General features: G+C 57.4%; 15 protein-coding genes. 7 read left to right on the forward strand and 8 right to left on the reverse strand.

What is annotated here, in order from left to right; translation table 11 throughout:
• From GOW56_RS11980 to GOW56_RS11995, 4 genes are all read left to right on the forward strand, one after another.
• Complete coding sequence (locus GOW56_RS11980; RefSeq protein ID WP_152456858.1) at positions 1 to 1095, forward strand: ABC transporter permease; 1095 nt, start codon at positions 1 to 3, stop codon at positions 1093 to 1095.
• On the forward strand, positions 1095 to 2063 hold the full coding sequence (locus GOW56_RS11985) for an ABC transporter permease (protein WP_171206031.1): 969 nt from the start codon (positions 1095 to 1097) through the stop codon (positions 2061 to 2063). Before GOW56_RS11980 ends, GOW56_RS11985 begins: the two co-directional genes overlap by 1 nt.
• A gap of 257 nt (positions 2064 to 2320) precedes the next feature.
• Positions 2321 to 3241 carry a sulfite exporter TauE/SafE family protein gene (locus tag GOW56_RS11990; protein ID WP_171171123.1) on the forward strand — a complete coding sequence of 307 codons (921 nt, stop codon included), beginning with the start codon at positions 2321 to 2323 and terminating at the stop codon, positions 3239 to 3241.
• 2 nt (positions 3242 to 3243) lie between these two features.
• Positions 3244 to 4011, forward strand: coding sequence for a TIGR02186 family protein (locus GOW56_RS11995; RefSeq protein WP_171206032.1), 768 nt, complete (start codon positions 3244 to 3246; stop codon positions 4009 to 4011).
• 3 nt (positions 4012 to 4014) lie between these two features.
• Here the strand turns inward: GOW56_RS11995 and GOW56_RS12000 are convergent, their stop codons facing one another.
• From GOW56_RS12000 to GOW56_RS12025, 6 genes are all read right to left on the reverse strand, one after another.
• On the reverse strand, positions 4015 to 4743 hold the full coding sequence (locus GOW56_RS12000; RefSeq protein ID WP_171206033.1) for an SDR family oxidoreductase: 729 nt from the start codon (positions 4741 to 4743) through the stop codon (positions 4015 to 4017).
• A complete protein-coding gene (locus GOW56_RS12005) occupies positions 4740 to 6272 on the reverse strand; it encodes an ATP-dependent RecD-like DNA helicase (RefSeq protein WP_171206034.1) in 1533 nt (510 codons plus the stop codon). Before GOW56_RS12005 ends, GOW56_RS12000 begins: the two co-directional genes overlap by 4 nt.
• Before the next feature lie 60 nt (positions 6273 to 6332).
• A complete protein-coding gene (locus GOW56_RS12010; protein ID WP_152456852.1) occupies positions 6333 to 6971 on the reverse strand; it encodes an acyl-homoserine-lactone synthase in 639 nt (212 codons plus the stop codon).
• Positions 6972 to 7054: 83 nt separating this feature from the next.
• The gene (locus GOW56_RS12015; RefSeq protein ID WP_171206035.1) at positions 7055 to 7774 is read right to left on the reverse strand and encodes a LuxR family transcriptional regulator; all 720 of its coding nucleotides are present in this window, start codon (positions 7772 to 7774) and stop codon (positions 7055 to 7057) included.
• Between the two features lie 368 nt (positions 7775 to 8142).
• Entirely contained in the window at positions 8143 to 9426 is a 1284-nt protein-coding gene (ccrA, locus tag GOW56_RS12020) for a crotonyl-CoA carboxylase/reductase (RefSeq protein ID WP_171206036.1), read from the reverse strand.
• A gap of 136 nt (positions 9427 to 9562) precedes the next feature.
• Complete coding sequence (locus GOW56_RS12025) at positions 9563 to 10927, reverse strand: 1-acyl-sn-glycerol-3-phosphate acyltransferase (RefSeq protein ID WP_171206037.1); 1365 nt, start codon at positions 10925 to 10927, stop codon at positions 9563 to 9565.
• Positions 10928 to 11071: 144 nt separating this feature from the next.
• Here GOW56_RS12025 and GOW56_RS12030 point away from each other — a divergent pair, with 144 nt between their 5' ends.
• From GOW56_RS12030 to deoD, 3 genes are all read left to right on the forward strand, one after another.
• Entirely contained in the window at positions 11072 to 13039 is a 1968-nt protein-coding gene (locus GOW56_RS12030; RefSeq protein ID WP_171119688.1) for a protein meaA, read from the forward strand.
• 124 nt (positions 13040 to 13163) lie between these two features.
• On the forward strand, positions 13164 to 13481 hold the full coding sequence (locus GOW56_RS12035; protein WP_171206038.1) for an H-NS family nucleoid-associated regulatory protein: 318 nt from the start codon (positions 13164 to 13166) through the stop codon (positions 13479 to 13481).
• Between the two features lie 17 nt (positions 13482 to 13498).
• A complete protein-coding gene (gene deoD / locus GOW56_RS12040) occupies positions 13499 to 14209 on the forward strand; it encodes a purine-nucleoside phosphorylase (protein ID WP_171119690.1) in 711 nt (236 codons plus the stop codon).
• A gap of 37 nt (positions 14210 to 14246) precedes the next feature.
• On the opposite strand, the gene GOW56_RS12045 is transcribed toward deoD, so the two are convergent.
• Both GOW56_RS12045 and GOW56_RS12055 read right to left on the reverse strand, forming a co-directional pair.
• On the reverse strand, positions 14247 to 15110 hold the full coding sequence (locus GOW56_RS12045) for a DUF1989 domain-containing protein (protein ID WP_171206039.1): 864 nt from the start codon (positions 15108 to 15110) through the stop codon (positions 14247 to 14249).
• A 290-nt stretch (positions 15111 to 15400) separates the two neighbouring features.
• Entirely contained in the window at positions 15401 to 15541 is a 141-nt protein-coding gene (locus GOW56_RS12055) for a hypothetical protein (protein WP_171119692.1), read from the reverse strand.
• Positions 15542 to 15580 lie beyond the last annotated feature (39 nt).

Here is a 15580-nt window from a genome sequence, read left to right on the forward strand (position 1 = left end):
ATGGAAAAAATGCCTAAATGGGCCGATGTCATTCTGATCCCCCTGATCAGTCTGATACTGGCCGCAATCCTTTCGGCGCTGGTCATCCTCGCCATCGGCGAAAACCCTGTCGAGGCCGTCAAATTGATGGTCACTGGTGCGCTGGGATCGACCTATGGCTGGGGCTATACGCTCTATTACGCGACCAACTTCATGTTTACCGGTCTTGCGGTGGCCGTCGCCTTCCATGCCCGTATGTTCAACATCGGGGGCGAAGGTCAGGCGATGCTGGGCGGGCTGGGCGTGGCCATGGTCTGTCTTTATGTCGACTGGCCGCATTGGAGCATTGCCTTGCTTGCCGCCTGCGCGGCATCGATGCTGTTCGGCGCGCTCTGGGCGGCCATTCCGGCCTATCTTCAGGCAAAGCGTGGCAGCCATATCGTGATCACCACAATCATGTTCAACTTCATCGCCGCTGCTTTCCTGAATTACATGCTGGTCAATGTCATGCGGCCCCAAGGGTCGCAGGATCCGGCCACCGCGCGGTTCTCTGAAAGCGTGCATCTGCCCTCTTTCCAGGAGATGTTCTCGACCGCAGAGAACGTTGTTTTCCGCGGCGCCCCTGCGAACATCACCTTCTTCATCGCGTTGCTTGCCTGCGTCGTTGTCTGGGCGCTGATCTGGCGCACGCGTCTGGGTTATGAAATCCGGGCTTACGGCCATTCCGAGACCGGCGCTGTCTATGCCGGTATTTCACCTGTGCGCATCACGATTGTCGCGATGCTGATTTCCGGCGGGCTGGCAGGGCTGATGGCCATCAACAATGTCATGGGCGAAGCCGAGCGACTTGTTATGAACTCGACCGAGGGCGCGGGGTTCATTGGCATCGCCGTGGCTCTGATGGGGCGTTCACATCCGTTCGGCGTGTTTCTGGCCGCGCTCTTGTTCGGATTTCTGTATCAGGGCGGCGCCGAGCTGGCGCTGTGGGCTTCGATTCCGCGGGAACTGATCGTGGTCATTCAAGCCCTGGTCATCCTGTTCACCGGCGCATTGGACAACATGGTGCGAATGCCGCTTGAAAAACTTTTCCTGGGTATGCGGAAGAGGGCTGAGTGATGGAATTTTTTGTAACCCTCATTCAGGTTCTGGATTCGACCATTCGCCTGTCCACGCCACTGCTGCTTGCCTGTCTGGCCGGTCTGTTTTCGGAACGGGCCGGGATCTTCGACATCGGCCTCGAAGGCAAAATGTTGATGTCAGCGTTCTTTTCGGCTGCAATCGCTGCTGTCACAGGGTCGGTTTGGCTGGGCCTGCTGGCTGGTATCGCATCCTCTTTGTTGCTGTCGGGCCTGCACGGGCTGGCGTCGATCACCTTCCGGGGCAACCAATTGATATCGGGCGTGGCCATCAACTTTCTGGCCTCGGGCCTGACCGTCCTGGTCGCGCAAAGCTGGTTTCAGCAAGGTGGGCGGACACCCTCCCTGTTTGGCGGGGGCCGGTTCGAACCGATCAACTTTCCATTCGCCGAGTCCCTCAGCGGTGTGCCGATTGTTGGTCCCATCTATTCCGAATTGCTCTCGGGCCACTCGATCCTGGTTTATGTCGCGTTCCTGATGGTTCCGGCCACTTGGTGGATTCTGTATCGCACCCGGTTCGGTCTGCGCCTGCGGGCGGTGGGTGAGAACCCGGCCGCAGTGGACACCGCCGGTGTCTCGGTGGTTGGCCTGCGGTTCGCCGCTGTCGCCATCTGTGGTGTGCTGTGCGGTATTGCAGGAGCCTATCTGGCTACGGCCTTGCAGGCAGGGTTTGTCAAGGAAATGACCGCCGGTCGTGGCTTTATCGCCTTGGCCGCCCTGATCTTTGCCAAGTGGCGCCCGTGGCATGCCATGTGGGCCTGCTTGCTGTTTGGTCTGCTGCAAGCGATCGCGCTGCGTTTCCAAAATATCGATCTGGGTGGCGTCGTGATTCCCGTGCAGGTGATGGACGCCCTGCCCTATATTCTGACGGTGGTGATCCTTGCCGGCTTCGTCGGCAAAGCCATCCCACCTCGGGCAGGCGGAGAACCCTACGTCAAAGAGCGCTGATAAGGCCAGTTCCGAACTGAGTTTCAGTCCTATTCGCTGCGGAGCGGCATGCAGAGTTGATTTTGCATGCCGCAACCGTTCTAAGAGGGTATGAGTGTGTACCTTCCTGCAAACTGGCAGTTGTCCGCAGACCCGATCAGCGCAAACAGGCAGGTCTGGTCGTATGTGCCGATTAGTCACATTCAATTTTTTAAATATTTAGGCGAATGCGACGCTATGGCGTTGCGCCTCTCAACTCAGTGCGACTAGAAGAGCCCATGCAGATATACCTTCCCATCGCCGAAGTCTCAGTAAACGCCTTTCTCTTGTTGGGGTTGGGCGGCATGGTTGGCATCCTGTCCGGAATGTTCGGTGTCGGTGGCGGCTTTTTGATGACCCCGCTGCTGTTCTTCATCGGTATTCCGCCGGCGGTGGCTGTTGCTACCGAAGCCAATCAGATCGTCGCATCATCCTTTTCCGGAGTTCTGGCACATTTCCGACGAAAGACCGTGGACCTCAAAATGGGAACGGTATTGCTGGTTGGCGGGCTTGTTGGGGCCGCTTTGGGCGTGGTTGTCTTCAACTATCTCAAAAGCCTGGGTCAGGTCGATCTGCTGGTGACACTCTGTTACGTTGTTTTTCTTGGCGTCATTGGCAGCCTGATGTTTGTCGAAAGCCTGAGGGCACTGCGTAAAGCCAAGAAAGGCGGCGCGGCCCCTGCCAAGCGCCGGCAGCGGGGCTGGGTCCATGCCATGCCCTTCAAAATGCGTTTTCGCACCTCGGGCCTGTATATCTCGGTCATCCCGCCGGCCTTGGTCGGTCTGTGCGTTGGGGTTTTGTCGGCGATCATGGGCGTTGGCGGCGGCTTTATCATGGTCCCTGCCATGATCTACTTGCTGGGTATGCCGACCAAGGTCGTTGTCGGCACGTCGCTGTTTCAGATCATCTTTGTGACAGCCTTCACCACGATGCTGCACGCCACCACCAACTATACGGTTGATGTTGTTCTGGCGGTCTTGTTGCTGGTGGGCGGCGTCATTGGCGCCCAGATCGGAACCGTGATCGGAGCCCGAATGCCGGCGGAACAATTGCGCGTGCTGCTTGCCGCTCTGGTGCTGGCCGTATGTGGCAAGCTTGCACTTGATCTGCTTATCGAACCCGCCGAGCTCTACTCGCTTGGCAACGGCGGAGGGCACTGAGGATGCTGCGTTCGCTTATCGCCGCCCTGTGCTTGTTCTGCACGCCCGCTTCGGCAGCGGAAGAACAGGTTGTTCTTGGTCTCAGCCAGGACCGGGTTGCCATCACCGCGACATTCGACGGATCGGAACTTTTGATTTTTGGGGCTATCAAGCGGGAAACCCCAATCCCTTCCGGCCCTCCGGTCGAAGTCATCGTCGCGGTTGCGGGTCCGTCCGAGCCTGTCACCGTGCGACGCAAGGAACGCAAGCTTGGGATCTGGGTGAACACCGACAGTGTTCTTGTCGACCTTGCACCCAGCTTTTACGCCGTTGCAACCAGCGGACCCTTTGACGACATCCTGTCCGACACCGAAGACCTGCGTTTCCGGATTTCGATCGAACGCGCGATCCGCTCGGTCGGTGCCGCGATGCATATCCGGGGCGCACAGGACTTTGCAGACGCCGTAATAAGAATTCGAGAACACGAACAACTGTATTCGATCCGCGAAAACACCGTAGCAGTGGACGAACAGACCCTGTTCCGCACCTCGATCGATATGCCCGCCGACCTGACCGAAGGCGATTATTCCGCCCGGATTTTTCTCACCCGTGGCGGAGAGGTCGTCTCGCAATATGAAGCGATCATTGATGTCCGGAAAGTCGGCCTGGAACGTTTTTTGTACAATATGTCCCGCCAGCAGCCCGTCTGGTACGGCCTGATGTCGCTGGTCATAGCGATTGCGGCAGGCTGGGGCGCCTCGACAGCCTTCCGGCTGTTGCGAGAAAAGTAACCGTTACCCTCGGCCGATATAGGGCATGGTCGTGGCCATGACGGTCATGAACTGCACGTTGGCCTCGGGCGGCAGGCTTGCCATATGCAGGACCGAACGCGCGGCGTCTTCCACGGCCATCGTCGGGTCTGGTGTCTCGCCCGCGGCTTGCGCGGCGTCCCCAAGGCCCTGAACCATCTGCGTGCGCGCGTTTCCGATATCGATCTGCCCGCAGGCGATTCCAAAGCGACGCCCATCCAGCGAAAGGCTGCGCGTCAGCCCTGTAATGGCATGCTTTGTGGCCGAATAATGTACCGAATTCGGGCGCGGAACATGTGCCGCTATCGAGCCGTTGTTTATGATCCGGCCGCCCTGCGGGTTTTGGTGACGCATGATTTTGAAAGCTTCACGCGCGCATAGGAACATGCCGTTCAGGTTCACGTTGACGCTTTGATACCAATCGTCCAGAGCGATCTCGTCGATCGTACCGCCTGGCGCAAAGATTCCGGCGTTGTTGAACAGAACATCCAGCCGCCCGGTGCGGTCTGTAAAAGACCGAAAAGCCCGTTCAACCGCATTCGGGTCGGTCACATCCGCAGGCAGGACGATGGCTGCCTGATGCTCTTTTGCCAGAGCTTCCAGCTTGTCCTTGCTGCGCGCCAACAGCCCGACCGTCCACCCTTGGGACAAGAACAGCAGGGCCGTTGCCCGGCCGATACCTGAACTGGCACCCGTTACGATGATGGATTTCATGTCTCTTCCGCCTCCAATGTCAGCGAAGCCGCCGGAATCGCCCTCAAGTCATCCACACGCAGGGGGTGCGTGGGTTTCGACAGGCGATTGCGCACCACCCAGATCAGCCGCTCTTGCGCGCGTGTGATCGCGACATATGCCAAACGCTTCCACAATGGCTGTCCGGCCTCGGTCCGGCCCATACGAGCGGCGGCATAGACGTCCGGAGCGAAGACCTGAACCGTATCCCATTGTGACCCCTGCGCCTTGTGGATCGTCACGGCCGCTCCGTGCAAAAAGGTCGCCCCCATGCGGGCGGCATAGGGAATAAACGGCTCTTCCTCGTCCGGTTTTTCGATCTGCACAATAGACGCTGCGCTGACCTGCGGGTCTTCGGCCCCCATCACGTGAAGACGCGAGAAGCCCGGCTTTCGTCCCGGCCCCAGATATACCACCTGAGCTCCTTTGATCAGCCCGCGCGCCTCAAGGTCCAGCCGTTTCTTGCGATGTTTCAAGGGCAATTCGATCCCATCACAAATAAGCGGTTCACCTTCCAGCAATTCCGTATCCGGTGCGCCGTGAACTTGCCTGAAGGCCTGTATCAAACGAATGCGCGTGGCGTTGCGCCAGACGAGAACCGGGCTTCGGGCCATCAGATCGACCTCAACCCGCTGGCCCCAGACAACCCGATCATCCCGACGGGCTGTTTCTTCGATCAGTCGCTCGAAATCCTCGAAGCCTATTGCCGGGTCAGCCAGCGCATGCGCAAGATCCAGAATTGGGTTGTCTGCATCCTGGCGGTGCACGCGCTGAAGTGTCAGCTTCCTGGGCTCGGGCAATCCCTCAAACACCATGCTGCCGGACTGATTTACCGGTGCCAGCTGAGCCGGATCGCCGAACAACAGAAGGGTCGGGAAAATCTCTTTGAGATCATCGAACTGGCGGTCATCCAGCATCGACGCCTCATCGACGAACCCGATATCCAGCGGTTCGTCACGGCGCTTCCACCCGGTGATGAAATCCGACCCTCGCAAACCGGCGGCGGCCAGCGCCCCGGGGATAGATTTGTTGTTTTGGTAAAAAGCAGCCGCACGATCCAAGGCTTCATCCGTCAAACCTTCGATATCGGGGCGTTCGTCATTGCCAGCCAGCCATTCCGCAATACGCTCGTATTCCGGATCATAGACCGGCGTGTACAATATGCGGTGAATCGTGGTCGCAGGCACGCCGCGCAATCGCAGAACGCTTGCAGCCTTGTTCGTCGGGGCCAGGATGGCAAGGCTGCGCTTGTCTTTCGATTTGCGGCTTTCATAATCGCCGGACACGATCTGAACACCCGTCTCTGCCAGTGCCTTGTACAGCTCGGCCAACAGCAGCGTTTTGCCCGAACCAGCCTTGCCGATCACGGCCATCACACCTGATTTTCCTGCGCCTGGCAGTTTCAGAAGGGCATCATCTTCGAGATCAACACCTGCTGCCCGCAGCATCTCGGCGATGCTGTCATACGCGGCGGCCTGATCATCTGAGAACGTTACATTCGGCAAGGACATGGCGCGACCCTACAGGGCCGCGCCGACCACCACCAGATGTGGATTAGCGTTTTCCGACACTTAAGCGGACAGGGCGAACCGGTGCTGTTTCTTCGGCCCGAATGCGGCCTTGAACCACATCCGAGACAGGTCGCGCGGGATGCCCGCACGCTCGGCCACCCGGTTGCAGTCGTCCGCGGAATAGGGCCACAATCCGACTGAAATCTGATCGCGCCCGCTGCCCTGGGTTCCCAGAACCTCGGGCGAGGACCCGATCAGGCGATAGATTCTGATCATCCTTGCATCGAATACGCCGGCGATATGCGTCAGGCCGAAACCTTCCATCATTTCACCGCCGCTCAACATGATGGCGCCGGCAGTATGCGGGCTGGCTGTTCGGGACAGGCAGAACCGGGTGACTTCCCAGATCAGGGGGCTGCAAATCGGCTTGCCGCCATTCAGATGACCAAAAACCTCATTGATCATCACCCGACCGGTCGTAGGCAATACACGCATCGACCCTCCGTGGCTGCCATCCGGCTCTTCCCAGATGACATAAAGCGGATTGAGATCATCGTATTCGTCCCGTTCTTCGCCCTTCTCGTTGACGTGGACATCCCACCCCAACCTGGTCTTGAACTGATCCGCACGATCTTTGAACATCCCCTCTGCCAGAGTCGGAAATCTGTGTAACTCATCGGCATATAGATAACGCAACATGACTTGTTCCCCTTGTCGTCCTGTGCAGGAACGAAGGGAGTACAGAGTCGTGGTTAATTTTGCGTGTGGAGGCCGTTCGCCTCTTAAACCACTATTAATCCCCGGCTGAGTGCCGTGGCGATTGCGTGGGTTGTGTTATGTGCGCCCAGCTTTGAGCGCGCGCTTTCAATGTAAACGCGCAACGTATGCTCGGAAATCGTCAGGGAATGGGCCACTTGGGCGCGGCTGTATCCCAACGCCAAAAGTGTGATCGCGTCGATTTCCCTTGGCGACAAGCTGCGCGGGCAGTCCGGCTGCCTGTCTTTTTCAAACTCCAGCGCCTTGCGATTTATGTAATGCGCAACAAGAATCAAATCACGCCCGTAAGCCGAGACAAAGTTCTTCCAGGTTTGATCATCACAACTGTGGTTGACCGTGAACAGTGCGAACTGACCATTTGGACCCCGAATTGGGATGGAATACCCCTGATTTCCAACGCCATGGTTTTGCGCATCCAGAAGGAAGGCCTTTGCCACCTTGCCGGACCAATCCAACGACTTCCAGTCAACCGGATGAAACCGCTGGAAACACCCCAAGATCACAGGGTCGATACGGTGATAGTTTTTTTCCCTGTAGCGCTCATCCCAGGCGTCTGAATAGGTGGTGTAGCCGTATTGATCTCCGGCACCGTCAACCCAGTGATACGTCAGGTGCTCGACCTTCAACGCGTCCCGCAAACGCTCAGCTGCGGCGCTGAGTTCTTCAAGCGTGTTGGTGTTTTCCAAATCCTGAAGGATTTGACCCAAATCGACCTTCGTTGCCATCCGCGGGCGCCCGTACCTCGTTCTTCAAGGACGCAATCTCGGCAGCCGCGATCAGTCTTGTGTCATCAAGCTGCTCTGCAAGCGCGCTCAAACCATTCGCAACGGCGAAAGCATTGAGATCCGACAATACGTCCAATATCCACTCATTTTGCGCCATCAGGGTCTCTCTGAAACAGTTAACGAAGGGTTAACACAACCATAACATGTATGATCTTTTTCAGCCTATTCGCCGGTTTCTACTCCCCAAAAATAGCGATGGGCAAAAATGCAAGCATTTGAAAGATCGTCAGAGGCCCGAAAAACGCAAAACACCCGCGAACCAGCAAGGTGATTCGCGGGCGTTTTTTGTCTACAACCCTGGCGGGTTGTTAGCCTGCGTCCAGGACTTCCTCGAGGGTACGCAGACCAGTACGCGACGCCTGAACAAGAACGGACATATTGCCCGGCTTGTGCTCGTTCCGCAGCATTTTCATATGGGCCTCGGGCAGGTCATTCCACGTGAACACTTCGGACATGCAGGGGTCCAGGCGGCGCTCGACCATCAGCTTGTTCGCGGCTGCCGCCTGCTTCAGATGAGCAAAGTGCGAGCCCTGCAAACGCTTTTGGTGCATCCACATGTAGCGCACATCGAATGTACAGTTGAAACCCGATGTTCCGGCGCAAATCACGACCATACCGCCTTTTTTCACAACGAAGGTCGACACTGGGAAAGTGCTTTCACCCGGGTGTTCGAACACCATGTCAACATTGTTGCCTTTGCCGGTTATGTCCCAGATCGCCTTGCCGAATTTGCGGGCCTCTTTGAACCATTCGGCATATTCCGGTGTGTTGACCGTGGGCAACTGACCCCAGCAGTTGAAATCACGACGGTTCAGAACACCTTTGGCGCCCAGACCCATAACGAAATCACGCTTGCTTTCGTCTGAAATCACACCGATCGCATTTGCGCCTGCGGTATTGATCAATTGGATCGCGTAGGACCCCAGACCGCCCGACGCACCCCAGACCAGGACGTTCTGACCCGGTTTCAGATCGTGCGGTTCGTGGCCAAACAGCATCCGGTACGCGGTTGCCAGCGTCAGGGTGTAGCACGCCGCTTCTTCCCATGTCAGATGCTTGGGGCGCGGCATAAGCTGCTGGGCCTGCACGCGGGTGAACTGGCTGAACGAGCCATCCGGTGTTTCATAGCCCCAGATCCGCTGGCTGGGCGAATACATCGGATCACCGCCGTTGCATTCCTCGTCATCGCCGTCGTCCTGGTTGCAGTGGATCACAACTTCATCGCCAACTTTCCAGCGCTTCACCTTGTCGCCAACGGCCCAAACGATGCCCGACGCATCCGAACCCGCGATGTGGTAGGGTGCTTTGTGGCCATCAAACGGGCTGATCGGCTGCCCCAGAGCAGCCCAGACGCCGTTGTAGTTGACCCCGGCAGCCATAACCAGAACCAGCACTTCGTTGCTGTCCAGGGTCGGAACATCCACAACTTCCTGCTGCATGGCGGTGTTCGGCTCACCATGACGTTCTTTGCGGATGGCCCAAGCGTACATTTGCTTTGGGACATATCCCATGGGCGGGATTTCACCCATTTCATACAGATCTTTTTCAGGTGCCTCGTACGACGCGATACCACTTTCGGTGTCCAAAGCCATGCCGGCCTCCTCTGTTCAGTGCCTTTGCCGCGACGCAGAATCGCGCGCTTCACAGACTGGAATATTGGGCGATGAGTAATATTGCAACCGTTTTTGGCGCCATATTGTAATTTTATGACCCAGCGGTTGCAGAAAGTTATTTTGCGGATGCAGAAACCTGGTTACCTGAATCCGCCGGGGCGGATGCGGCGTAATAGTCCAGAAGATCGCCGCGCTGACCTGATACGGACAGCATATTCCCCTGTCGGTTCAGAATCCGGCGTTCAACCAGTTGATCCAAAGCATTTGATATGGCCTGCGAATTGTCCTTGGTCTGCGGATCATCGCGCTCCATCATCTGTCGGATTCGTGACAGCACGTCTTCTTCGGACATCGGGCCCTTGTCGCGCACCAGCAAACAGGCCGCTGGTGCCGGCACAAGCGGAATAGCATGCTGGATACGCTGCATCAGCGCCCGGGCCAAATCCGTCATCATGTCGTCGCTGCCCTTGGCCCGGAATTCTCTCAGAGAGATCGGCCTGCCGTACCGGACGGACGCCAGACCGAACCGCTTGTATCGGCCGATCAAACGACGCCAGATCTGTTTCACTATCCAGCGCGTGATGACGCCGATCCGCGCGCGAAACCGCCGCTCTGTTCCAAGTGCCGCGCGGGTCAGGATGGTATCTTCCAACACACGGTCGTAATTCAGGGCAACCGGGACAAACACCACATCGCGCCCCTGTGGCGACGTTCCATCCATAATGTATTTGAGCAGTCCAAGCTTGGGGCGCGCAATGGCCCCGGTCAGGCTCAGCCCGCCTTCTGGAAACATGGCTTGAGTTACGCCGGCTTCGGTTGCGTGGCGTACATAGGTGGACAGAACCTGACGATAGAGTTCGCTGCCGGACTTGCGCCGGATAAAATACGCCCCCATCGCCCGGATCAATCGGCTGAGCGGCCAGACCCGGGCCCACTCTCCGACAGCATAAGACAGCGCAGAATGCCGGGCTGCAAGATACGTGACCAAAACGTAATCCATGTTGCTCCGGTGGTTCATGACAAAGACAACCGTAGCTTCGGGGTCAATGTTCCTGACGGATTCTTCGTCCTGATAGCTAAGCCGTACCTCGTAGAATGTGTTGCTCAGCAAGCGGGCCAACCGGATCGCAAAGCTGAAATAGGCGAAGGCCGAAAATGACGGAACGATCTCTCGGGCATAACGACGTGCCTGCTCCGAGGCGACGGCCTCGGGCATGCCGGTTTCACGGGCATGTTGCTGAACCGCCTGGCCGACCTGCGGATCATAAATCAAGCGCTGGATCATGTCATGTCGACGCGCCAGCTTGAAGGGCTGGATCGGGCGTTGAAGGCGCTGGTTCAGGCGCGCCACCGCGCGTTCCAGCCTGCGACGGAAAAACCAGCGGACGGACGGAAACAGGAAATGCGATGCGAAAGTGACCATGGCAAAGACCACGATCAGCACGAAAAGCCAAAGCGGAAGTTCCACGGTTTGCGTCATGGCGGCAGATTGCCACCAATCACAGCCGCCCACAATCTGAACAATTGCGGCATGCCGCAACGCAGCGAATTGACATGTCCCGAAAATTGCGCTTTAGAACCTCAAGACGAAATTTTATTGCCCACTGAAACGCGAGGCCCCGCTATGACGCAGACGCAGAAAGATCGCCCCTGGCTCATCCGAACCTATGCCGGTCATTCCACGGCCAAAGCCTCGAACGCGCTTTATCGGGGGAATCTTGCGAAAGGCCAAACCGGCCTGTCGGTGGCCTTCGATCTGCCCACTCAAACGGGCTATGACAGCGACCACACTTTGGCCCGCGGTGAAGTCGGCAAGGTTGGTGTGCCGGTCTGTCATCTGGGCGACATGCGGGTTCTGTTCGACCAGATCCCGCTGGAGCAGATGAACACCTCGATGACGATCAACGCCACTGCGCCATGGCTTTTGGCGCTTTATGTCGCCGTCGCGGAAGAGCAAGGCGCGGATGTATCCAAACTACAGGGCACGGTTCAAAACGACCTGATCAAGGAATACCTGAGCCGCGGCACTTATGTTTGCCCGCCCAAGCCGTCGCTCAAGATGATCGCGGACGTGGCCGAGTATTGCTATACCAATGTTCCGAAATGGAACCCGATGAACGTGTGCTCGTACCACCTGCAAGAGGCGGGGGCGACGCCAGAGCAGGAACTGGCCTATGCCCTGGCCACTGCCATCGCCGTGCTGGACGAATTGCGCCCACGTGTACCTGCCGAGGATTTCCCGGCGCTCTGCGGTCGGATTTCCTTCTTTGTAAATGCTGGCATCCGCTTTGTCACCGAAATGTGCAAAATGCGTGCCTTCGTGGATCTTTGGGATGAGATCCTGCAACAACGCTATGGCGTTGAAAATCCGAAATTCCGTCGATTCCGCTATGGCGTGCAGGTGAACTCTCTGGGTCTGACCGAGCAGCAGCCCGAAAACAACGTCTATCGCATCCTGATCGAGATGCTGGCCGTAACCCTGTCGAAGAATGCCCGCGCCCGAGCGGTGCAGTTGCCCGCCTGGAACGAGGCGCTGGGTCTGCCGCGCCCGTGGGACCAGCAGTGGTCGATGCGGATGCAGCAGATCCTGGCCTATGAGACCGATCTGCTGGAATACGACGACCTGTTCGATGGAAACCCCGCAGTCGATGCCAAGGTGAAAGAACTGAAAGAAGGCGCACGGGCCGAACTGGCCAACCTGGATTCGATGGGCGGCGCGGTCGCTTCGATCGAATACATGAAGTCCCGACTGGTAGATTCCAACGCTGAACGCCTGAACCGGATCGAGCGCAACGAAACCGTTGTTGTCGGTGTGAACAAATGGATCGAAGGCGAGGCATCACCGCTTCAAACCGACGACGGTGGCATCATGGTTGTCGATCCTGCCGTGGAACAAGAACAGATCGACCGCCTAAATACGTGGCGCGCAGAACGGGACGAAGCGGCCGTAGCAGCGGCCCTGGCCGCGCTGCGCGAAGCGGCACAGACCGGGGCAAACATCATGGAACCGTCCATTGCCGCCGCAAAGGCCGGCGCGACGACGGGCGAATGGGCCGAAGAGATGCGTAAAGTCTATGGAACCTATCGCGGCCCAACCGGTGTTTCCGGGTCTGTTTCGAACAAGACCGAAGGGCTGGACGACCTGCGTGCCGCTGTTGATGCCGTCAGCGACAAGCTGGGCCGGCGTCTGAAGTTCCTTGTAGGCAAACCCGGACTGGACGGCCATTCCAACGGTGCCGAACAGATCGCCTTCCGTGCCCGCGATTGCGGTATGGACATCAGCTATGAGGGCATTCGTCTGACACCCGAAGAAATCGTTGCGGCCGCCAGCGAAGATGATGCGCATGTCATTGGATTGTCGATCCTGTCTGGCAGCCACCTGCCACTGGTCAAAGACGTCATGGAACGTCTGCGGCAGGCGGGGTTGTCTCATATCCCAGTCGTGGTGGGTGGCATTATTCCGGACGAAGATGCCGAAAAACTGAAATCCATGGGTGTGGCCAAGGTCTACACCCCGAAAAACTTCGAACTCAATTCGATAATGGGCGATATCGTTACTCTGGCGGATCCTCGGAACCTCGCGGCAGAGTAAATTAGCTTAAAGGCACTTTTTCTCCTGTTTCCGTCTCTGAAAAATTCGGGATGGAATAAGCTGATATTTGGAATTACGGTGCGCGCTCATGTGCACCGTAATTATTATCTGATGGAGAAGAATGATGGGGATCAATCTTGAGAATATGTCACGCAAAGACCTTTTGGCTTTGCGCAATGACATTGAAAAAGCTTTGGTCAGGGCAGAAAAACGCGAACGTCAGGAAGCTTTGAAAGCCGCAGAAAAGGCTGCGGCAGAATTCGGCTTCTCTTTGTCTGAGCTGTCCGGAGAAGCGTCGCGCAGCGTTAAGCCAACAAAAACAAAGGCTAAATACCGCAACCCGGAAAACCCAGATCAAACTTGGACCGGTCGCGGCCGCAAGCCTCAATGGGTGCATGACGCGCTGACCGCAGGCGTGGATATTTCTGATCTGGAAATCTAATCTGAGCGTTTTTGAAAATGACAATTCATATTGGCGCCGAAAAAGGCGAAATAGCTGAAACCGTTCTTTTGCCCGGTGATCCCTACCGGGCGAAATGGGCGGCCGAAACGTTTTTGGACGATGTCAAACAGGTCAATAACGTTCGGGGAATGCTCGGCTTTACCGGAAACTGGAAGGGAAACCCCGTAACAATTCAGGGAAGCGGCATGGGAATGCCGTCTCTTTCCATTTATGTAAACGAGTTGATCCGCGATTACGATGCGAAAACCCTGATCCGCATCGGATCCTGCGGGGGGATGCAGGACAGCGTCAAAATTCGTGACGTTATTCTGGCCATGACATCAACCACGCTGAGCACGCCGTCGCGCGGCATCATGAAAGAGCTCAACTTTGCACCCTGCGCCGATTGGGGGCTGCTGCAAGCTGCCGCCACCGCGGCTGCCGCCAAGGGAACGCCGACCCATGTTGGTGGAATTTACTCGTCAGATGTCTTTTATGACGAGCGTCCAGATCTCAATGAACAGATGGTGCGTCACGGCATTCTGGGGGTCGAGATGGAAGCGGCCGAACTCTATATCCTGGCGGCGCGCCACAAGTGCCGCGCTCTGGCCGTTCTGACTGTTTCCGACCACCTGTTGACCGGAGAGGCTCTGCCATCGTCAGAACGTGAAAGCAGCTTTGGTGAAATGGTGGAAATCGCGCTTCAGGCTGCGTTCCCCAACAGCTGATGGTGGGCAAGCACGAGGAAACGGGCGCCTGCCGTTGCTAACGCCCGTGCGAGCGATCATAACCATTGCTCGCAGGGCTATCCCACCCCTTCAAATCACCACTGGCAGGAGCGAACACCTCCACCAGCAAGGGGTGGCATGCAGCCGTGTCCGAGGAATGTTCCGAAGAACAATCCCCGCCCGGGCAGGCGCTGAGGTTGCCCCGCAAATCAATCTCGGCAAAAAATTCCAGAAAATCTCCGGGGCGCACGGGTGAGGCTTTCATGAAGTACTGACCCGTGTCGCGGGTGAAACCGGTACACATGAAGACGTTCAATACGTCGTGCACCGCGGGTTCGGCTTCGGCCAGCGGAATATTGAGGTGATCCGCAAGCGCGCGTGTCAGGTTGGAATGGCAACAATGGTGGTATTGCGTACCGGACAAAAGGTTGCCCGTATACGGATCGCATCGCGTACCGATGACGTCATGAACCGACCCCCCATAGGAATCGATCCCGTACCACTCCAGCGTATCCGCAATAATCGTGGCCATCGGGCGTAGATGAGGAAAACTGGACCACATCCGCTCTCCGGTGGTCAGATGCGTGCCATGCAGCGCCCGGGTTTTTCCGGAATAGAAGCGTTCCGAAAGGTCGTTTCGGTTCCAGAGGTTCAGATCGCCAACCTGCGGCCCCTCGACGGAAGTGATGCGAAAGAAATGGCCGGCAGGCACTTCAAAACAACGCGCATCGCGTGGCGGCACCAGCACTTCGCCCGTTTTGCTTGCGCGTGCGCGAAGGGACTTCATCCAAGGTACATCCGGTCGCGGCAATGCCTCGTTCGGGTAACAGATGACAGGGGCGACCGCGCGACGGGCTTCGGCATCTTCGGGCGGTTGTAGAGTGTTTTCTGAAACGGTCATGCCGGGCAGAGTGGCGCATTATTCAGCCCTCGGAAAGCCCTATCTTTCAGGGGTCACGCGCCTTCAAGCACCGCAATGGTTGGTCCAGTGCAGTTATTTCGGCACCGCAGAAGCTGCACCGCCAGATGCCGTGGCTCTTGTCCTGCCGCCACCTGCAATCACGTGTCAGCCCGGAATGGCGCGAGCGCCAGAGGAAATAGGCAAACACGCCGGCCGCCAGAAGAAGCAGAAGAACAGGCATCCCTCTGCTTTGCCGATAAACCGTCAGTTTGCAAGCCTTGCCGCCTGTATCAGGCTGCGTTTGCGTATTCGAAAAGCTCTGGTTCCTTGTCAGCCTTCGCAGGTTCGGGCGTGTAATAGGCCCATGCCTGTTCAAGCAGTTCCAGCGCGTCTTGGGCGTCGGTTTTCCGTTTGGATGTGTCTTTGCTCATTGGAGTGATCCTGACTAAAGCTCATCACTCCTCCCTGCC

This window comes from Ruegeria sp. HKCCA0235A (assembly GCF_013033235.1).
Lineage (GTDB): Bacteria > Pseudomonadota > Alphaproteobacteria > Rhodobacterales > Rhodobacteraceae > Ruegeria.